Annotated in this window: 18 protein-coding genes; 7 read left to right on the plus strand and 11 right to left on the minus strand. The window is 59.2% G+C overall.

Going from position 1 to position 18,791, the window contains the following annotated elements; genetic code table 11:
• Positions 1 to 78 precede the first annotated feature (78 nt).
• The 5 genes from potG to rlmC all read left to right on the plus strand — a co-directional run bounded on the left by potG (position 79) and on the right by rlmC (position 4,745).
• Positions 79 to 1,212, plus strand: a complete 1,134-nt coding sequence (potG, locus tag RTN40_RS14200; RefSeq protein ID WP_312229025.1) for a putrescine ABC transporter ATP-binding subunit PotG — start codon at positions 79 to 81, stop codon at positions 1,210 to 1,212.
• Between the two features lie 9 nt (positions 1,213 to 1,221).
• The gene (gene potH, locus RTN40_RS14205; RefSeq protein WP_312210345.1) at positions 1,222 to 2,175 is read left to right on the plus strand and encodes a putrescine ABC transporter permease PotH; all 954 of its coding nucleotides are present in this window, start codon (positions 1,222 to 1,224) and stop codon (positions 2,173 to 2,175) included.
• The gene (gene potI / locus RTN40_RS14210) at positions 2,172 to 3,017 is read left to right on the plus strand and encodes a putrescine ABC transporter permease PotI (RefSeq protein ID WP_312229026.1); all 846 of its coding nucleotides are present in this window, start codon (positions 2,172 to 2,174) and stop codon (positions 3,015 to 3,017) included. Before potH ends, potI begins: the two co-directional genes overlap by 4 nt.
• A 78-nt stretch (positions 3,018 to 3,095) precedes the next feature.
• Entirely contained in the window at positions 3,096 to 3,569 is a 474-nt protein-coding gene (locus RTN40_RS14215; protein ID WP_312229027.1) for a YbjO family protein, read from the plus strand.
• Between the two features lie 42 nt (positions 3,570 to 3,611).
• Entirely contained in the window at positions 3,612 to 4,745 is a 1,134-nt protein-coding gene (gene rlmC / locus RTN40_RS14220; protein ID WP_312229028.1) for a 23S rRNA (uracil(747)-C(5))-methyltransferase RlmC, read from the plus strand.
• A gap of 52 nt (positions 4,746 to 4,797) precedes the next feature.
• Here rlmC and artJ read toward each other — a convergent pair whose 3' ends face one another.
• The 6 genes from artJ to RTN40_RS14250 all read right to left on the minus strand — a co-directional run bounded on the left by artJ (position 4,798) and on the right by RTN40_RS14250 (position 9,214).
• Entirely contained in the window at positions 4,798 to 5,529 is a 732-nt protein-coding gene (gene artJ, locus RTN40_RS14225; protein ID WP_103819685.1) for an arginine ABC transporter substrate-binding protein ArtJ, read from the minus strand.
• A 150-nt stretch (positions 5,530 to 5,679) separates the two neighbouring features.
• A complete protein-coding gene (artM, locus tag RTN40_RS14230; RefSeq protein ID WP_312210352.1) occupies positions 5,680 to 6,348 on the minus strand; it encodes an arginine ABC transporter permease ArtM in 669 nt (222 codons plus the stop codon).
• Entirely contained in the window at positions 6,348 to 7,064 is a 717-nt protein-coding gene (gene artQ, locus RTN40_RS14235; RefSeq protein ID WP_312229029.1) for an arginine ABC transporter permease ArtQ, read from the minus strand. The genes artM and artQ overlap by 1 nt, the downstream gene beginning before the upstream one ends.
• 6 nt (positions 7,065 to 7,070) lie before the next feature.
• Positions 7,071 to 7,802: an arginine ABC transporter substrate-binding protein ArtI gene (gene artI / locus RTN40_RS14240; RefSeq protein ID WP_103819682.1), complete on the minus strand. Its 732-nt coding sequence runs from the start codon at positions 7,800 to 7,802 to the stop codon at positions 7,071 to 7,073.
• Positions 7,803 to 7,822: 20 nt separating this feature from the next.
• On the minus strand, positions 7,823 to 8,551 hold the full coding sequence (gene artP / locus RTN40_RS14245; protein ID WP_042392362.1) for an arginine ABC transporter ATP-binding protein ArtP: 729 nt from the start codon (positions 8,549 to 8,551) through the stop codon (positions 7,823 to 7,825).
• A gap of 144 nt (positions 8,552 to 8,695) precedes the next feature.
• Positions 8,696 to 9,214 (minus strand): lipoprotein, encoded by a 519-nt coding sequence (locus RTN40_RS14250; RefSeq protein WP_312229030.1) that lies wholly within the window; start codon positions 9,212 to 9,214, stop codon positions 8,696 to 8,698.
• A 108-nt stretch (positions 9,215 to 9,322) separates the two neighbouring features.
• Between RTN40_RS14250 and RTN40_RS14255 the strand changes: the two genes are divergently transcribed.
• A complete protein-coding gene (locus tag RTN40_RS14255) occupies positions 9,323 to 10,204 on the plus strand; it encodes an N-acetylmuramoyl-L-alanine amidase (RefSeq protein WP_312229031.1) in 882 nt (293 codons plus the stop codon).
• A gap of 2 nt (positions 10,205 to 10,206) precedes the next feature.
• Here RTN40_RS14255 and RTN40_RS14260 read toward each other — a convergent pair whose 3' ends face one another.
• From RTN40_RS14260 to hcp, 5 genes are all read right to left on the minus strand, one after another.
• Positions 10,207 to 11,220 (minus strand): NAD(P)-dependent oxidoreductase, encoded by a 1,014-nt coding sequence (locus tag RTN40_RS14260; protein ID WP_312229032.1) that lies wholly within the window; start codon positions 11,218 to 11,220, stop codon positions 10,207 to 10,209.
• A 122-nt stretch (positions 11,221 to 11,342) separates the two neighbouring features.
• The gene (gene ltaE / locus RTN40_RS14265) at positions 11,343 to 12,344 is read right to left on the minus strand and encodes a low-specificity L-threonine aldolase (protein WP_312229033.1); all 1,002 of its coding nucleotides are present in this window, start codon (positions 12,342 to 12,344) and stop codon (positions 11,343 to 11,345) included.
• Between the two features lie 38 nt (positions 12,345 to 12,382).
• A complete protein-coding gene (poxB, locus tag RTN40_RS14270) occupies positions 12,383 to 14,101 on the minus strand; it encodes a ubiquinone-dependent pyruvate dehydrogenase (protein WP_312229034.1) in 1,719 nt (572 codons plus the stop codon).
• 99 nt (positions 14,102 to 14,200) lie between these two features.
• Entirely contained in the window at positions 14,201 to 15,169 is a 969-nt protein-coding gene (hcr, locus tag RTN40_RS14275) for an NADH oxidoreductase (protein WP_312229035.1), read from the minus strand.
• A 10-nt stretch (positions 15,170 to 15,179) separates the two neighbouring features.
• Positions 15,180 to 16,832 carry a hydroxylamine reductase gene (gene hcp / locus RTN40_RS14280; protein ID WP_312229036.1) on the minus strand — a complete coding sequence of 551 codons (1,653 nt, stop codon included), beginning with the start codon at positions 16,830 to 16,832 and terminating at the stop codon, positions 15,180 to 15,182.
• A gap of 213 nt (positions 16,833 to 17,045) precedes the next feature.
• Here hcp and RTN40_RS14285 point away from each other — a divergent pair, with 213 nt between their 5' ends.
• Positions 17,046 to 18,704, plus strand: a complete 1,659-nt coding sequence (locus RTN40_RS14285) for an ATP-dependent endonuclease (RefSeq protein ID WP_312229037.1) — start codon at positions 17,046 to 17,048, stop codon at positions 18,702 to 18,704.
• The last annotated feature ends 87 nt before the right edge of the window (positions 18,705 to 18,791 follow it).

An 18,791-nucleotide genomic window follows, 5' to 3' on the forward strand; every position in this document is an offset into this window, starting at 1 on the left:
GTGGCGTTCGCGCCACCGGACATCAGGCACCGTTTTAGTGCATTTGCACCTGTTTATCTGTATGCCGGAGAGCATCCCGTGAATGACGCAACCCCCCGCCCACAGGCGAAACCTCGTAAGGCGCTGACCCCGCTGCTGGAAATTCGTAACCTGACCAAATCCTTTGATGGACAACACGCCGTGGATGACGTCAACCTGACCATCTACAAGGGTGAGATTTTTGCCCTGCTGGGCGCGTCCGGCTGCGGTAAATCGACCCTGCTGCGCATGCTGGCAGGCTTCGAGCAGCCTACTACCGGGCAGATTATGCTCGACGGCGTCGATCTGGCCCACGTTCCGCCCTACCTGCGCCCCATCAATATGATGTTCCAGTCCTATGCGCTCTTTCCGCACATGACCGTCGAGCAGAACATCGCCTTCGGCCTGAAGCAGGACAAGCTGCCGAAGGCGGAGATTGCCAGCCGGGTAGAGGAGATGCTGGGCCTCGTGCACATGAGCGAGTTTGCTAAGCGTAAGCCGCATCAGCTCTCTGGCGGCCAGCGTCAGCGCGTGGCCCTGGCCCGCAGCCTGGCGAAACGGCCAAAGCTGCTGCTGCTCGACGAGCCGATGGGCGCGCTGGATAAGAAGCTGCGTGACCGGATGCAGCTGGAGGTGGTCGATATTCTTGAGCGGGTAGGGGTGACCTGCGTGATGGTGACCCACGATCAGGAAGAGGCAATGACCATGGCCGGGCGTATCGCGATCATGAACCGCGGTAAGTTTGTGCAGATCGGCGAGCCGGAGGAGATCTACGAGCACCCTACCACCCGCTACAGCGCAGAGTTTATCGGCTCGGTAAACGTCTTCGAAGGGCTACTGAAGGAGCGCCGGGAGGATGGCCTGGTGATTGACTCGCCGGGGCTGATGCATCCCCTGAAGGTCGATCCGGATGCGTCGGTGGTAGACAACGTGCCGGTCTACGTGGCCCTGCGCCCGGAGAAGATCATGCTCTGCGACGAGCCGCCTGCCGACGGCTATAACTTTGCCGTGGGTGAGGTGGTGCACATTGCCTACCTCGGGGATCTCTCCATCTACCACGTCCGCCTGAAGAGCGGGCAGATGATCAGCGCTCAGCTGCAAAACGAACATCGCTACCGCAAGGGCCTGCCGACGTGGGGCGATGAGGTGCGCCTCTGCTGGGACGCCGACAGCTGCGTTGTGTTAACGGTTTAAGGAGCGGTGATGAGTACATTAGAACCCCCGGCCCGCGTGGAAAAAACGTCCCGCTTTACCCTCTGGCTGGCGCGGATGCAGATGAAGCACGGCCGCAAGCTGGTGATCGCGCTGCCCTACATCTGGTTGTCGCTGCTGTTTTTACTGCCGTTTCTCATCGTCTTTAAAATCAGCCTGGCCGAGATGGCGCGAGCGATCCCGCCCTATACCGATCTGATGGAGTGGGCCGACGGCCAGCTCTCGATTACCCTTAACCTGGGGAACTTCCTCCAGCTCACTGACGATCCGCTCTACTTTGAGGCCTATCTGCAATCGTTGCAGGTAGCGGGCATCTCAACGCTGTTCTGCCTGCTGCTGGGCTATCCGCTGGCCTGGGCGGTGGCGCACAGCAAGCCCTCGACGCGCAATATCCTGCTGCTGCTGGTGATCCTGCCGTCGTGGACCTCGTTCCTGATCCGCGTCTACGCCTGGATGGGGATCCTGAAAAATAACGGTGTGCTGAATAACTTCCTGCTCTGGCTGGGAGTCATCGACCAGCCGCTGACCATTCTGCACACCAACCTCGCGGTCTATATCGGCATCGTCTACGCCTATCTGCCGTTTATGGTGCTGCCGATCTACACCGCCCTGACGCGCATCGACTACTCGCTGGTTGAAGCCTCGCTGGATCTCGGCGCGCGGCCGCTGAAGACCTTTTTCAGCGTGATCGTGCCCCTGACCAAGGGCGGGATTATCGCTGGCTCAATGCTGGTGTTTATCCCGGCGGTGGGTGAGTTCGTGATCCCGGAGCTGCTCGGCGGTCCGGACAGCATCATGATCGGTCGCGTACTGTGGCAAGAGTTCTTTAACAACCGCGACTGGCCGGTGGCCTCGGCGGTTGCCATCATTATGCTGCTGCTGCTCATTGTACCGATCATGTGGTTCCATAAACATCAGAGCAAAGGCACGGGAGACCACGCATGAACAACTTACCGGTAGTGCGTTCGCCGTGGCGGATCCTGATCCTTGTCCTCGGCTTCACCTTCCTCTATGCACCAATGTTGATGCTGGTGATCTACTCCTTCAACAGCTCGAAGCTGGTGACGGTGTGGGCCGGGTGGTCCACGCGCTGGTATAGCACGTTGTTCCACGACGATGCGATGATGAGCGCGGTAGGGCTGAGCCTGACCATTGCCGCCTGTGCGGCGACGATGGCGGTGATCCTCGGCACCATCGCCGCCGTGGTAATGGTGCGCTTCGGCCGCTTTCGCGGGGCAAACGGTTTTGCCTTTATGATCACTGCCCCGCTGGTGATGCCGGACGTGATCACCGGCCTGTCGCTGCTGCTGCTGTTTGTCGCCCTGGCCCACGCCATCGGCTGGCCGGCGGATCGCGGCATGCTCACCATCTGGCTGGCCCATGTCACCTTCTGTACCGCCTATGTGGCGGTGGTGATCTCCTCCCGCCTGCGCGAGCTGGATCGCTCCATTGAGGAGGCGGCGATGGATCTCGGTGCCACCCCGCTGAAGGTCTTCTTTATCATCACCCTGCCGATGATCATGCCGGCGGTGATCTCTGGCTGGCTGCTGGCCTTTACCCTGTCGCTGGACGATCTGGTTATTGCCAGCTTTGTCTCCGGGCCGGGGGCCACCACGCTGCCGATGCTGGTCTTCTCCAGCGTACGCATGGGGGTGAATCCGGAGATTAACGCCCTGGCGTCGATAATTCTTGGCGTGGTAGGGATTGTTGGTTTTATCGCCTGGCTGTTGATGGCCCGCGCAGAAAAGCAGCGAACGCGCGATATCCAGCGTGCAAGACGGGGGTGATCCCACTAAAATTTGCTGAGGTCATGGGTCACAGGTGCCGCGCCGGTCGCGGCATCGTTTCGCAGGGAAGGCTACGCAGTGGGATTTTTCAAAAAAACGCAGCAGGGCCATGCGCGTCTTAACGTGCCAGCACTGGTACAGGTGGCGGCTATCGCTATTATTGCGATCCGCTGCCTCGATCTGCTGCTGCTGTTTAACTTGCTGGGGCTGCGCGGGACCCTGGACTTTATCCACCGTAGCGCCCAGACCTGGAGCCTGACGCTGGTTTTTCTTGGCAGCCTGCTGCTGCTGTTTCTGGAGTTTCTCTGCGCCTTCTCGGTAGTTAAAGGCCGCAACTGGGCGCGCTGGCTCTATCTTCTGACCCAGGTAGTGGCCGCAGGCTACCTGTGGGCGGCCTCGCTGGGCTATGGCTACCCGGAGCTGTTCAGCATTGCCGGTGGCTCGAAGCGGGAGATCTTCCACTCGCTGGTGATGCAGAAGCTGCCGGATATGCTGGTGCTTGGCCTGCTGTTTATCCCATCGCCCTGTAGACGCTTTTTCCGCTTCCAGTAACGGTGGTACAATCCCCGCCCCGCAAAAAAGAAGGTTTCTATCATGCAGTGCGCCCTTTATGACGCCGGTCGCTGTCGCTCCTGTCAATGGATCGACCAGCCGGTCCCACAGCAGCTTGCCGTGAAGATGGCGAGCCTGCGTACGCTGCTGGACGGTCTGCCGGTCGCTGAGTGGTGCACGCCAGTGGGCGGCCCGGAGCAGGGGTTCCGCAACAAGGCCAAGATGGTCGTTAGCGGCAGCGTGGAGAAACCGCTGCTGGGGATGCTGCACAGGGACGGTTCGCCGGAGGATCTTACCGATTGTCCGCTCTATCCGGCGTCGTTCTATTCAGTGTTCGCTGCCCTGAAGCCCTTTATTGCCCAGGCGGGCCTGACGCCCTATAACGTGGCGCGCAAACGCGGGGAGCTGAAATACCTGCTGCTCACCGAAAGCCAGCTCGACGGCGGCCTGATGCTGCGTTTTGTGCTGCGTTCAGAGACCAAGCTCGACCAGCTTCGCGCCGCGCTGCCCGCGTTACAGGCCCAGCTGCCGCAGCTAAAGGTGATCTCGGTAAACATCCAGCCGGTGCATATGGCGATTATGGAGGGGGAGCAGGAGATCTGGCTCACCGACCAGCGGGCGCTGGCGGAGCGCTTTAACGGCGTGCCGCTGTGGATCCGCCCCCAGAGCTTCTTCCAGACCAACCCCAGCGTGGCGGCAAGCCTCTACGCCACTACCCGCGACTGGGTGCGGGCGCTGCCGGTGAAGCATATGTGGGATCTCTTCTGCGGCGTGGGCGGCTTTGGCCTGCACTGCGCGACGCCGGAGATGACGCTGACCGGGATCGAGATCGCTCCGGAAGCCATCGCCTGCGCGAAGCAGTCTGCTGAAGAGCTGGGCCTGCATAATGTGCATTTCCAGGCGCTGGACTCGACCGCATTCGCCACGGGGCAGGGGGCGGTGCCAGATCTGGTGCTGGTCAACCCGCCGCGGCGTGGCATCGGCAAGCCGCTGTGCGACTACCTGAGCGCGATGGCTCCGCAATGGATTATCTACTCCAGCTGTAACGCCGAGACGATGGCGAAGGATATTCGCGAGCTGCCAGGATACCGCATCGAACGCGTGCAGCTATTCGATATGTTCCCGCACACGGCGCATTATGAGGTGTTAACGTTGTTGGTGCGGGAAGTAGAGTAGAATTTGTAGGCCCGGTAAGCGAGAGCGCCACCGGGCGTTTATCAAATACTTATTACTGCGGGAACCACTGGTCGCTGATTTTCTGATAGGTGCCGTCGGCTTTGATGGCCGCCAGGGCAGCGTTCAGTTTTTCCAGCAGGGCTTTGTTATCCGGACGCACCGCGATGCCAAGGCCAGTACCAAAGTACTGCGCGTCGGTCACCTTCGGCGTGGCGGTACCCAGCTGCGGGTTGTTCTTCAGCCACTCGTTCACTACCGCAGTATCCCCAAATACGCCGTCGATACGGCCATTTTTCAGGTCGAGGATCGCGTTCTGGTAGCTGTCATAGGCCACGGTCTTCACTTCCGGATGCTTATCCTGGAGGTACTTCTGATGGGTCGTTCCGTTCTCCATGCCGATGCGCTTGCCTTTCAGATCCTCAAAGGATTTAAATGCGTCTTTCTTAGCAATCACCACCGCCGAGTTGGCGTAGTACGGGTCGGTGAAGGAGACCTGCTTGCTACGCTCTGGGGTGATGTCCATGCCGGAGATCACCGCGTCATACTTCTTGAACTTCAGCGCCGGGATCAGCGAGTCAAAAGCATGGTTGGTAAAGGTACAGTCGGCCTGCATCTGCTTGCAGAGGGCTTTTGCCAGGTCGATATCAAAGCCAACGATCTGGTTGCTGGCATCCAGTGACTCAAACGGCGGGTAGGTGGCAGAGGAGCCGAAGCTGATCTTATCTGCTGCGCTGGCACCGGCGGCGAAGGTGGCGAGGATGGCGGCCAGAATTAACTTTTTCATTATGGAACTCCTGTCTGTCAATCTTATCGTTTTTTTACCGTGTCTGCGGCATGGAGTTACAATGCCATCTAATGCATGGGTATGCAATATTATTGATTAATTATATTTATGTCGACGTAAAAAAGGCGGGTTGCCCCGCCTCAAAGAGTTTTAGTTGCGTCGCTCGAACGCCAGCGCTCGCCGCTCGATAAGCCGCATCAGCAGCGTCAGCAAGCCGTTGACTACCAAATAGATAATCCCCGCCGCGCCGAAAACCATCACGTCGTAGGTGCGACCGTACAGCAGCTGTCCGTGCCCCATCACCTCCATCAGCGTGATGGTGTAGGCCAGGGAGGTACTTTTGAATACCAGCACCACTTCGTTGGAGTAGGAGGAGAGGGCGCGTTTAAAGGCGTACGGCAGCAGGATCGCCAGCGTATCCTTCTTGCTCATCCCCAGCGCGCCGCAGGATTGCCACTGCCCCTCAGGGATCGCCCGAATAGCGCCGTAGAAGAGCTGGGTGGTGTACGCGGCGCTGTTCAACGACAGGGCGATCAGCGCGCAGAGCCACGGCTCGGAGAGCAGGTGCCACAGCCACGGATACGCCTGGATCGACGGGAACTGCCCCGGCCCGTAGTAGATCAGGAAGATCTGCACCAGCAGCGGCGTACCGGTAAAGAGCGTGATGTAGCCGCGCACAATCCACACCAGACCCGGCGTTTTCAGCGTCAGGACGATGGTGAAAATCAGGGAGAGGATCAGCGCCACCACAATCGACGCCACGGTGAGCGTCAGGCTGGTGTGCAGCCCCTTCATCAGTTCGGGTAAGTACTCAAGCATCAGCCAGGCCTCCGTTCGAAACGTGTCGCGCGTTGGTCAATGCGTTTGAGAATGTACTGACTGAGAAGCGTAATCACCAGGTAGATAGCCGCCGCCACCAGAAACCAGGTAAACGGCTCCTGGGTACGGGTCGCGATGCTGCGGGTTTGCAGCATGAGATCGTTAACGCTGATCAGCGACACCAGCGCCGTATCTTTCAGCAGCACCAGCCACTGGTTGCCCAGCCCCGGCAGAGCGTGACGCCACATCTGCGGCATCACCAGGCGGAAAAAGATAGCGCTTTTAGACAGCCCCAGCGCCTGGCCGGACTCCCACTGGCCCTGCGGCACGGCCTTCAGCGCCCCACGCAGGGTCTGAGAAGCATAGGCAGCATAGAGCAGGGAGAGGGCAATCACCCCGCACAGGAACGGGCTGACGTCGAAGTTTTCAATCTGCATCTGCACCGGGATCTGCGCAAACCCGAGGTTGAGGGTAAAGCCATCCGAGAGCATTAGCAGCAGCTGTGACGAGCCAAAATAGATAAAGAGCACCACCAGAATTTCCGGCAGGCCGCGCAGAATGGTCACCAGCCCTGAGCCGAGCCATGCAATGGGACGCCACTTAACGGACTCCCAGACGGCAAAGAGCATAGCGAGCACCAGGCCAATGGCCAGGGCGCAAACGGCAAGGCCGACGGTCATCCCGGCGGCGCTTGCTAAAGGAAAAAGTTCATTCATCAAGGATTACTTCTGGAACCATTTTTTGTAGATGGTCTCGTAGGTACCATCCTGCTTCACTTTTTCCAGTGCGGTATTAAATTTCTGCTGCAGGTCGGTATTGCCCTGACGCACCGCAATGCCCAGACCCGTGCCGAAATACTCTTTATCCGTCACCTTGTCGCCCACCGCAGCCAGCTTATTATTGGCCTTCAGCCACTCGGTCACCACTGCGGTATCACCAAATACGGCGTCAATACGACCATTCTGCAGATCCAGACGCGCGTTCTGGTAGCTGTCGTAAGGTACGGTAGTGATTTCCGGATGCTTGTCGGTAATGAATTTCTGGTGCGTAGTGCCGTTCTGCACGCCAACGCGTTTGCCTTTCAGCGCGTCGATGCTGGTAAATTTACCCTGCTGGCCGATAAACAGCGCCGAGTTGTCGTAGTACGGGTTAGTGAACAGAACCTGTTTCTGACGCTCCGGCGTAATATCCATTCCCGCCATCACCGCGTCGAAGCGGCGGAATTTCAGGCTTGGGATCAGGCTATCGAACGCCTGGTTAGTGAACGTACAGGTCGCATCAATCTCTTTACACAGCGCGTTCGCCAGATCGACGTCGAAGCCAACAATTTTGTTATTGGCATCGGTGGATTCGAACGGAGGATAGCTCGCTTCGGTAGCGAAACGAATGGTTTGGGCTGCTGTAGCAGAGAGGCTAACGCTGGCGAGCAGCGCGGCAATCAATACTTTTTTCATTGTCACTTCCCAAAAAAATATCAGTGAGATAAGTAGTTTTTAAACGCATCGGTCTGCGGTGCGGTAAAGGTGCTGGCATCGCCCTGTTCAACGATATAGCCATTTTCCATATAGACCACACGGCTGGCGGTTTTACGCGCCACTTCAACTTCGTGAGTCACGATAACCTGGGTAATTTTGGTTTGGGCCAGCTCGCGGATGATGCTGACGATCTGCGCGGTGATCTCGGGATCCAGCGCCGCCGTTGGTTCATCAAACAGCAGCACCTGCGGCTCCATCATCAGCGCCCGGGCAATGGCCACACGCTGCTGCTGACCGCCGGAGAGGTGCAGCGGGTAGCGATCGCTGTAGGGCTTCAGGCGCAGGCGCTCTAAGAGCTTATCGGCACGGGCGTGCGCCTGCTCTTTGCTCAGGCCCAGCACGCGACAGGGCGCTTCAATCAGGTTCTGCACCACGGTGAGGTGGGGCCAGAGATTGTACTGCTGAAACACCATCCCGACGTTTTGCCGCAGCTCGCGGATCGCTTTATCAGAGGGCGTTTTGGCAAAATCGAAGTTGTTACCGGCGATGCTTAACGTACCGGAGCGTGGCATCTCCAGCAGGTTGAGCACCCGCAGCAGCGAGCTTTTGCCTGCGCCGCTTGGGCCAAGCAGCACCAGCGTCTCGCCCTCGGGGCAGTCGAGTGTGATATCAAACAGCGCCTGATGTGCGCCGTAGAAGCAGTTAATGCCGTTTAATTTAATACTCATCGAGGCAATCTGATAGCAATTGAGGCCGCAAATAGTAACGTTGACAGAATAGTTATGCAATATTTATGCGTTAAAACTTAACTACAGGCCGTCTTCCTACTTAAAAATAGCACAAAATCGCGGAGGTCCGGCCTGCACAGAAGATTAGCGATGCTCAATTGACTGACGCAGCGAGCCTGCCGGGGCATGAACGCTGCCGCCGAGATAGCGTACATCATCGACTGCCCAGCACTGGCCTTCACGTATCATCAACACCTCATCCTGCCAGCGCTGGTTACCCTGTGTCAGCTCTACGCGCAGGGGAATATTACGCGCGTCGGTGTTGGGAATGGTCGAGGCGCTGGCGACCGTGGCCGTTTGGGCTGGTGTGGTACGGCTGGAGAAGGGATCGGTGCTCAGCAGAGCGCTGTTGCGGCTGTCGCGGGACGCGGCGGTCAGCATGGCGGCCAGGTCGTCGCTGAGGTAGGGACGCAGCGCAGTGAGATCGTTACTGCGGTGCTGGATGCGGTAGTCATAAAACTGCTGCGCCACGGCATCGGGACCGCCAGCCACGCAGGGACCGTTGCGCGTGCCGATATCCTTAAACGCGGGCGTCACGGGCGTGGTGCACGCTGAGAGCACCAGTGCACAGGGCACAATGACGGATAAAAAAGAGTAGCGCATAATGATTTCCTTATAAGCTAATGACAGATTTACTGTTTCATCAATCATAGCCCTGGCTGTTTGATTATGCATCGCCTGTGGCATCGAAGGTTAAAAAGGAGAGTAAAGATGCAGCTATCCCCCGTCTCTGCCCCGCAGCCAGGTTGGCAACGCTTCTGGCTGCTGATGCTAGCCCTGCTGCTTACCGGTTGTGCGAGCAAGAAGAGCGAGATGAGTGAGAAGGGCGTGGTTAAGAAAGTGAGCTATGAGCTGGATACCCAGCGTCAGGCCCAGGCCGCCTACCCAAGAATCAAAGTGCTGGTGATCCACTACACGGCGGGCGACTTCGATACCTCTCTTGCAACCCTGACGGATAAAAATGTCAGCTCGCACTATCTGATCCCCGAACATCCGCCCGTTCATAACGGCAGGCCGCGCATCTGGCAGCTGGTGCCTGAGGATCAGCTGGCGTGGCACGCTGGGGTGAGCTACTGGCGGGGGGCCACGCGCATTAACGATACCTCAATCGGCATTGAGTTAGAGAACCACGGCTGGCAGAAGATAGGCAGAGATAAAGACTTTACCCCCTTCGCGGCGGATCAAATCGCCGCCTTGATTCCGCTGGCGAAGGATATCATTAATAGTTACAACATACTTCCTGTTAACGTCGTGGCGCACTCGGACGTTGCGCCTCAGCGAAAGGTCGATCCCGGTCCGCTCTTTCCGTGGCGTGAACTGGCCGCGCAGGGGATTGGCGCCTGGCCCGACGCCCAACGTGTGACCTTCTACCTCAATGGTCGTGCGCCTTCTGAGAGAGTCGATAGCGCAGCGCTGCTGGACGTGCTCTACCGCTACGGCTATGAGGTTGTGCCGGGCATGACCCTTGCCCAGCAGAAGAGGGTGATTATGGCCTTCCAGATGCACTTCCGTCCGGCACGCTACGACGGCGTCGCCGACGCGGAAAGCCTGGCCATTGCCAACGCGCTGCTGGAGAAGTACGGCCAGGGCTAAGCTCAGCGGTGCAGTTTGCCGTGATCCTTCAGCCACAGAGCGGTGCGCCGGATCCCCTCATCGAGCGTAACCAGCGGAGCATAGCCCAGCTCCTCGCGGGCGCGGGTCGTGTCGAGGGTAAAGTCGAAGTTAAGCTTCGATACGCCGTAGTGGGTCAACGCCGGCTCTTTGGCCCGCTTGTCGCAGAAGCGCTCCATGCTGCGGGCGATGATATCCAACATCGGGTAGGGCACCGAGCGGATGCGGCAGTGGATCTCCAGCTCGTCAATCAGCCGCTGCACGATGCTGCGCAGGGTGCGGCGTTCGCCGTTGGTAATGTTGTAGGCGCGTCCGGAGGGCAGTCCATCACAGCTCTCCTGGCTGGCGAGCCACATGGCATGAACGGCGTTCTCAAAATAGGTCATATCCACTAAGGCATCCCCACCGCGCGGGAGCAGCACGCTGCGGTAGTGGTGCATCATCTGCGCCAGCCGGGGAATAAAGACCTTATCGTGCGGGCCAAACAGACTCTGCGGCCGTAGGATGGTAAAGCGGGTGTTGGGGTTCGCCTGGGCCAGGAGCTGGATCACCTCTTCAGCTGCGGCTTTGCTGCGGGCAAATTCGTTGGCAAAACGCGCCGGACGAAAGTTCTCGTCGATATCATGATGATGGTGATAGTCAAAATAGAGCGACGGGGAGGAGACGTGGATAAAGTTCCGCACGCCCCAGGCCACGGCCCACTCGCCGAGGCGACGAGTCGCTCGCACGTTGGCAAGGTCGAACGCCTCCTGAGTACCCCAGGGGGAGGTGAAACTTGAGCAGTGCCAGAGCGTGTCAACGCCGGCCAGCATCACCTTTGCCTGCGAGGAGACCAGCTCGGTGAGATCGGCATGGACGAACTCCGCGCCCATCTTTTGCAGCAGCTTGCCCATCGCTTCATTGCGACCGCTTGCTCTGACGCTCACGCCTCTCTGACGCAAATACTCGACCGCGTTACGGCCTAAACCGCTGGTTGCGCCGGTGACCAGAACCTTCATAGCAATCCACTGTGTTGAAAAGAATTTCGTGCGCATTCTTCCGTGAATTACGCCGCTATGCAATGGAAAGATGACAGAATAAAGCCCAATTTCAGACTTTATCTGTCAATTATTCTACACCCTTAACGTTTCAGGAATGCCTGCCAGTAGCTAACCAGCTCTTCCAGCTGCGCACGGCTCACGTCGAGATGGGTAACGATGCGGATAATGGGCGAGGCGTTAAGCAGCACGCCGCGCGCCTGCATAAATTCGCCAAGGGCGGCAGCGTTCTGCTCGCCCACGCGGACAAACAGCATATTGGTATCGTGACGCATCACGTCTGCGCCAATCTCCTGCAGCTGGGCTGCCAGCCAGGCGGCGTTGGCGTGATCCTCTTTCAGGCGCTCAACGTTGTTTTTCAGCGCATAGAGACCTGCCGCCGCCAGGATCCCCGCCTGACGCATGCCGCCGCCGGTCATCTTCCGCCAGCGGTTAGCGCGTTTGATGTACTCATGGCTGCCGACCAGCAGCGAGCCAACTGGCGTGCCGAGGCCTTTCGAGAGGCAGATAGTGAAGGTATCGCAGTACTGGGTAATCTCTTTTAACGCACAGCCATACTCGACCACCGCGTTAAAGATGCGCGCGCCGTCAACGTGCAGGGCCAGGCCTTTCTCACGGGTAAAGTTCCACGCGTCTTCAAGGTAACCACGGGGCAGCACCTTGCCATTATGGGTGTTCTCTAAGCTCAGCAGGCGGGTGCGGGCAAAGTGGATATCGTCCGGCTTGATCTTCGCCGCCACTTTATCCAGCGGTAGAGAGCCGTCCGGGCTGGCGTCGATGGGCTGCGGCTGAATGCTCCCCAGCACCGCTGCGCCGCCGGCCTCGTAGAGATAGTTGTGTGCCCCCTGACCAACGATATACTCCTCGCCGCGCTCGCAGTGGCTAAGCAGCGCCACCAGGTTGGCCTGGGTGCCGGTAGGCAGAAACAGCGCCGCCTCTTTGCCCGAAAGCTCGGCGGCGTAGCGTTGCAGTTCATTAACGGTGGGATCGTCACCATAGACGTCGTCCCCGACCGGGGCGGCCATCATCGCTTCCAGCATGGCGCGGCTCGGGCGGGTAACGGTATCACTACGTAAATCTATCACGGCACTTCCTTATCAGGTTCAGGATCGTGCCATCTGTTTTACCTGAGCCAGTTGGTTTTCGCCAGCTCCACAACCTCGTCGCCGCGACCGTTAATAATGGCGCGCAGCATATAGAGGCTAAAGCCTTTGGCCTGCTCAAGCTTGATCTGAGGTGGAATGGAAAGCTCCTCTTTTGCCACCGTCACGTCTACCAGCACCGGCCCTTCGGTGGCAAACGCACGCTGCAGGGCGCTATCGACGTCGGCGGATTTCTCGACGCGGATGCCGGTAATGCCGCAGGCCTCGGCGATGCGGGCGAAGTTGGTCTCATGCAGATCGGTTCCGTCCGTCAGGTAGCCCCCGGCCTTCATCTCCATTGCCACAAAGCCCAGCACGCTGTTGTTAAAGACGATGATTTTTACCGGCAGCTTCATCTGCGCCAGCGAGAGAAAATCGCCCATCAGCATGCTGAAGCCGCCGTCGCCGCACATCGCTACCACCTGGCGGCCGGGCTGTGTCGCCTGCGCCCCCAGCGCCTGCGGCATGGCGTTGGCCATCGAGCCGTGGTTGAACGAGCCGAGCAGACGGCGCTTGCCGTTCATCTTCAGATAGCGCGCGGCCCACACCGTTGGCGTCCCGACATCACAGGTGAAAATAGCGTCGTCATCGGCAAAGTCGCTGATCCGCTGGGCCAGATACTGCGGGTGAATAACCTTGCTGCTGGGCTTGGCCAGATCGTCCAGTCCCTTGCGAGCGTCGCGGTAGTCCTCCAGCGCTTTATCAAGGAAGCGGCGGTCGGTTTTCTCCTCCAGGTGCGGCAGCAGGGCGGCCAGCGTGGCTTTGATATCGCCTACCAGCGCCATGTCGACCCTGCTGTGCGCGCCGATGCTGGCCGGGTTGATATCGATCTGGATAATTTTGGCATCGGTGGGGTAGAAGGCCCGATAGGGGAACTGGGTGCCGAGCAATATCACCGTGTCGGCGTTCATCATGGCATGGAAGCCGGATGAGAAGCCGATCAGCCCGGTCATCCCTACGTCGTAGGGATTGTCATACTCGACGTGCTCCTTGCCGCGCATGGCATGGATAATCGGTGCCTTCAGCTTTTCCGCGAAGGCGAGCAGCTCGTCATGCGCTCCGGCACAGCCGCTGCCGCACATCAGGGCGATATTGCTGGAGTAGCGCAGCAGCTGAGCTAGCTTTTGCAGCTCCGTTTCGGTTGGGGTCACCACCGGCTGTGGCGCGCTGTACCAGTGGCTGCTGGTGCTCTCCGGCGCGGGCTTCAGCGCCACGTCGCCGGGCAGGACGATCACCGAGACGCCGCGATTGAGGATCGCCTTACGCATGGCGATGGCTAACACCTGTGGGATCTGCTCCGGGCTGGAGACCAGCTCGCAGTAGTGGCTGCATTCGCGGAACAGCTCCTGCGGGTGAGTCTCCTGGAAGTAGCCGCTGCCGATTTCGCTGGAAGGAATGTGCGCCGCAATGGCCAGCACCGGCACATGGTTGCGGTGGCAGTCAAAGAGGCCGTTAATCAGGTGCAGGTTGCCTGGGCCACATGAGCCTGCGCACACCGCCAGCTCGCCCGTCAGCTGCGCCTCGGCTCCGGCAGCAAAGGCGGCTACCTCTTCATGACGAGTCGACATCCAGTCGATGGTGCCCATCTTGTTCAGGCTATCGCTCAGGCCATTCAGTGAATCGCCGGTAACGCCCCAAATGCGTTTTACCCCGGCCTGCTCCAGCGTTTTTGCGATATAGGCAGCGACGGTTTGTTTCATCTTTTCATCTCCATTTTGTGATGTTGCTAACAAGCTTAGATGAAAAAGAGAATACGGTGCCGGTTGGTGTAGGCCCGGCAGGCTCGCCGGGCGTTTACCTTACGCTAACACCAAATCGCTCTCTGGCTGGCAGGAGCAGGCCAGCACGTACCCCTCGGCAATCTCGGCATCCGTCAGCGTCATGGTGCTGGTTACTGAATACTCCCCGGCAACCACCTTCGTTTTACAGCAGCCGCACACGCCCGCCCGGCAGGCCACGTTAACCGGCACCTTGTTGCTCTCCATCGCTTCCAGCAGGGTGGTGCCGACCGGGGCGTAGAACTCCCGTGCCAGCTGCAGGGCGCTGATCTTCAGCCCGCTGCTGGCCGCCGCGGCGACCGGCACAAAGAACTGCTCTTTGTAGAAGCGCGTCACGCCCAGCGCCTTCACCGCGCTTTCCACCCACTCCATGTAGGGGGCAGGACCGCAGGTCATCACGGTACGCGAGGCGAGATCCGGCACGCTCTGCAGCAGCCCGGTGGTCAAGCGACCGGCAATAAATCCGATAGTGGCGTTGTGCTCTGCCAGCAGGGTGACCGGATAGTCACGCCACTCATCGGCGAAGATCACATCCTGCGGCGAGCGCACGCTAAAGATAGTCTGCACGTCAGCCTGCGGGCGGTATTTTGCCAGCCAGCGGCGCATCGACATAATCGGCGTAACGCCGCAGCCCGCCGCCAGCAGCAGCACCCGGTCGTCAGGCTTATCATCACAGGTAAACTCACCCTGTGCGTCAGAGAGCCAGAGATAGTCCCCGCGCTTCACCTCCCGCGTCAGCCACTGCGATCCTACTCCATCGTCAAGACGACGGACGGTCAGCGTAATGTACTCGCTCACCCCCGGCGTGGAGGAGATTGTGTAGGCGCGCAGGGTATCGGCGGCGTTGCCGATGCTGACCAGCGCATACTGTCCGGCGCGGTACGGATAGTAGTCGTGGCACAGCAAGGAGAGCGTCCACACATCCGGCGTCTCCTGATGGATGTGGTGAACCTGCATCCGCCATGGACATTGTGAGGTTGGCATCGTCATCGTCTACTCCTTACGCGCTCAGCAGCTGCTGCATATCTTGTTCAACGGTGGTGACCGACCGCAGGCCAAACTTCTCGTTCAGCACCGCCAGCAGATCCGGGGTCAGGAAGCCCGGCGCGGTCGGGCCGGTAACGATATTGGTGACGCCCAGGGAGAGCAGGGTCAGCAGGATCACAATCGCTTTCTGCTCGAACCAGGAGAGCACCAGTGACAACGGCAGGTCGTTTACGCCGCAGCCCAGCTTCTCTGCCAGGGTTACCGCCAGAATGATCGCCGAGTAGGCGTCGTTGCACTGACCGGCATCCACCAGACGCGGCAGCCCTTCGATGTTGCCAAAGTCGAGCTTGTTAAAGCGGTACTTACCGCAGGCGAGGGTCAGGATCAGGCAGTCTTCCGGCACGCTGGTGGCGAAGTCGGTAAAGTAGTTACGCTCCTCGCGTGCGCCGTCGCAGCCGCCCACCAGGAAGATATGGCGCAGCTTCTCACGGCTCACCAGGTCAATCAGCGTATCGGCCGCGCCAAGCAGGGTCTGGCGACCAAAGCCGACGGTGATCAGGTGTTCAATCTCGCTGTAGGGGAAGCCAGCCATCTGCTGGGCCTGGGCGATCACCGGCGCAAAATCATCACCCTCAAGGTGGCTCACGCCCGGCCAGCCCACGATACTGCGGGTCCAGATACGATCGTCGTAGGCACCCGGAGCCGGATCGATGATGCAGTTGGAGGTCATCACGATAGGGCCAGGGAAGCGGGCAAACTCCACCTGCTGGTTCTGCCAGCCGCTGCCGTAGTTACCCACCAGGTGCTTGTACTTACGCAGCTCCGGGTAGCCGTGGGCCGGCAGCATTTCACCGTGGGTATAGACGTTCACGCCCGTGCCTTCAGTCTGTTGCAGCAGGTTGTGCAGATCCTTCAGATCGTGTCCGGAGATGAGAATACACTTCCCGGCAACCGCCTTGACGTTAACCTGGGTTGGGGTCGGGTGGCCGTAAGCGCTGGTCTCACCGGCGTCGAGGATGCTCATCACTTTGAAGTTCATCTGCCCGATCTCCATGGAGCACTCAAGCAGGGCATTCATATCGGATGGCCAGGTGCCGAGCCACGCCATGATCTTATGGTACTGGGCGTAGATGGCGTTGTCGTACTGGCCGAGCACGTGGGCGTGCTCCATGTAGGCCGCGGCACCTTTCAGGCCGTAGAGGCAGAGCAGGCGCAGGCCAAGAATATTGTCGCCGATCTCGGCTTTATCTTTGTTAGGGGTAAACACAGCGGCCTGGCGCTGAAGCTCGCCCAGGTCGTCGCTTACCAGCTGTAATCCCGCCATCGGGTTATCAACGGAGGCTGTGGGATCGATGCTCAGGCAGAGCGCTTTCAGCGCTTCACGTTTGGCAATGGCTTCCTGGGCATAACCGACGATGCGCGGTGAGTCAAAGTTCACGTTGGTCAGGGTGGAGAAGAAGGCGCGAGGGGCGAAGCTATCGATCTCATGATCGATCAGATCGTAGTCGCGGGCTTTTAGCGCCCAGGCGGACAAGCCTTGCAGCGCTGCGATCAAGAGGTCCTGTAGGTCAGAGGTCTCTGCGGTTTTACCGCACATACCCTGCGCATAAGAGCAGCCGTTGCCAGCCGGGGTACGGATAGTTTGTTCACATTGCACACAAAACATGGTCACACCTATAAAGTTATATTTTAAATACATGTTTAAGGTTATTCCCCGGCGAGAGGCGGTTAAAGCGATATTTATGCTATTTGAAGAGAGATTGATTTAGCGCAATTTTGGCAAGGGTCGCCTACCGATAAAGGGGTAGTCAGGGGAAGAATATCGTTAAGCATCCCGCAAATTTATGTAATTATTTAAAATCACTCTGTGGGAGGCGAAATGCGACTTGAACGGGTAGAGATTGTAGGGTTTCGCGGCATCAATCGTTTGTCGCTGATGCTGGAGCATAATAACGTTCTGATAGGAGAAAACGCGTGGGGAAAATCGAGCCTGCTTGATGCGCTCACGCTGCTGCTTTCACCGGAAACGGATCTGTATACCTTTACCCGCAACGACTTCTGGTTTCCCCCCGGCGATATCCAGGGCCGTGAGCGCCACCTGCATATTATTCTGACCTTTTGTGAAGCCGAGCCGGGTAACTACCGCGCCCGTCGCTATCGTCCGCTGGTGAGCTGTATAGCTGAAGGTACGGACGGCTACCGACGGATTTTCTACCGTCTGGAGGGGGAGCAGGCGAACAACGGGGATGTCACTACTCGTCGCACCTTCCTGGATGCCGAAGGCCAGACGTTAGCGCTGGGGGAGTCCGACGATCTTGCCCAGCATCTGGTGCGGCTGATGCCGGTCCTGCGCCTGCGCGACGCTCGCTTTATGCGTCGCATCCGCGATGGCAGCGTGCCGGATCTGCCGGAAGTGGACGTCACTGCCCGCCAGCTCGACGTGCTGGCCCAGGAGCTAATGTCACGCCCGCAGAACCTTAGCGACGGACAGATCCGCCAGGGGCTGTCAGCGATGGTGCAGCTGCTGGAGCACTATTTTGCCGAGCAGGGCACCGGACAGGCCCGTCAGCGCCTGATGCGCCGTCACTCTCACGATGAGCAGCGCAGCTGGCGCTATCTCGATATCATTAACCGAATGATCGACCGTCCCGGCGGTCGCAGCCACCGGGTGATCCTGCTGGGCCTGTTCGCCACCCTGCTAAAAGCTAAGGGGACCGTACAGCTGGACAGGGATGCGCGCCCGCTGCTGCTGATTGAGGATCCGGAGACGCGCCTACACCCGATCATGCTGTCGGTGGCCTGGCACCTGCTCAATCTGCTGCCGCTCCAGCGCATCACCACCACCAACTCCGGGGAGCTGCTCTCCCTGACGCCCGTCGAGCACCTCTGTCGGCTGGTGCGCGAGGCCTCCCGGGTAGCCGCCTGGCGGCTGGGACCGAGCGGGCTGAGCGCGGAGGATGGTCGCCGCATCGCCTTTCATATTCGCGCCAACCGCCCCTCGTCGCTCTTTGCCCGCTGCTGGCTGCTGGTGGAGGGGGAGACGGAGACCTGGACCATCAGCGAGCTGGCGCGCCAGTGCGGCCACCATTTTGATGCTGAAGGGATTAAGGTAATCGAGTTCGCTCAGTCTGGCCTGAAGCCGCTAGTGAAGTTCGCCCGACGGATGGGCATCGCATGGCATGTGCTGGTGGATGGCGACGAGGCGGGAAAGAAGTATGCCACCATGGTGCGCAGCCTGCTTGATAATGACAAAGGCCTTGAGCGGGAGCATCTGACCGCGCTGCCCGCCCTCGATATGGAGCACTTTATGTACCGTCAGGGCTTTGCCGATGTCTACCACCGCATCGCTCAGCTGCCGGAGGGGATCCGCATGAACGAGCGGCGGGTAATCATTAAAGCGATCCACCACTCATCGAAGCCGGATCTGGCCATCGAGGTGGCGCTAGAGGCGGGACGGCGGGGCATAGAGGCGGTGCCGCCTCTGCTGCGCAATATGTTCTCCCGCGTGCTGTGGCTGGCGCGCGGACGGGCAGACTAATCCTGAATCGTTCAGGCAAAAAAAGAGAGGGTTTCAGCCGCGGGCGGTTCATATAGAATTGTTTCAGTGTAGTCAGCTTAACTATCC

The organism is Pseudescherichia sp. (assembly GCF_031987975.1).
GTDB lineage: Bacteria > Pseudomonadota > Gammaproteobacteria > Enterobacterales > Enterobacteriaceae > Pseudescherichia.

Coding starts and splice junctions, on each gene's coding strand:
- potH (WP_312210345.1), top strand. CDS start 1,222: ATGAGTACATTAGAACCCCCGGCCCGCGTGGAAAAAACGTCCCGCTTT.
- potI (WP_312229026.1), top strand. CDS start 2,172: ATGAACAACTTACCGGTAGTGCGTTCGCCGTGGCGGATCCTGATCCTT.
- rlmC (WP_312229028.1), top strand. CDS start 3,612: ATGCAGTGCGCCCTTTATGACGCCGGTCGCTGTCGCTCCTGTCAATGG.
- artJ (WP_103819685.1), bottom strand. CDS start 5,529: ATGAAAAAGTTAATTCTGGCCGCCATCCTCGCCACCTTCGCCGCCGGT.
- artM (WP_312210352.1), bottom strand. CDS start 6,348: ATGCTTGAGTACTTACCCGAACTGATGAAGGGGCTGCACACCAGCCTG.
- artQ (WP_312229029.1), bottom strand. CDS start 7,064: ATGAATGAACTTTTTCCTTTAGCAAGCGCCGCCGGGATGACCGTCGGC.
- artI (WP_103819682.1), bottom strand. CDS start 7,802: ATGAAAAAAGTATTGATTGCCGCGCTGCTCGCCAGCGTTAGCCTCTCT.
- artP (WP_042392362.1), bottom strand. CDS start 8,551: ATGAGTATTAAATTAAACGGCATTAACTGCTTCTACGGCGCACATCAG.
- RTN40_RS14250 (WP_312229030.1), bottom strand. CDS start 9,214: ATGCGCTACTCTTTTTTATCCGTCATTGTGCCCTGTGCACTGGTGCTC.
- RTN40_RS14255 (WP_312229031.1), top strand. CDS start 9,323: ATGCAGCTATCCCCCGTCTCTGCCCCGCAGCCAGGTTGGCAACGCTTC.
- RTN40_RS14260 (WP_312229032.1), bottom strand. CDS start 11,220: ATGAAGGTTCTGGTCACCGGCGCAACCAGCGGTTTAGGCCGTAACGCG.
- poxB (WP_312229034.1), bottom strand. CDS start 14,101: ATGAAACAAACCGTCGCTGCCTATATCGCAAAAACGCTGGAGCAGGCC.
- hcr (WP_312229035.1), bottom strand. CDS start 15,169: ATGACGATGCCAACCTCACAATGTCCATGGCGGATGCAGGTTCACCAC.
- hcp (WP_312229036.1), bottom strand. CDS start 16,832: ATGTTTTGTGTGCAATGTGAACAAACTATCCGTACCCCGGCTGGCAAC.
- RTN40_RS14285 (WP_312229037.1), top strand. CDS start 17,046: ATGCGACTTGAACGGGTAGAGATTGTAGGGTTTCGCGGCATCAATCGT.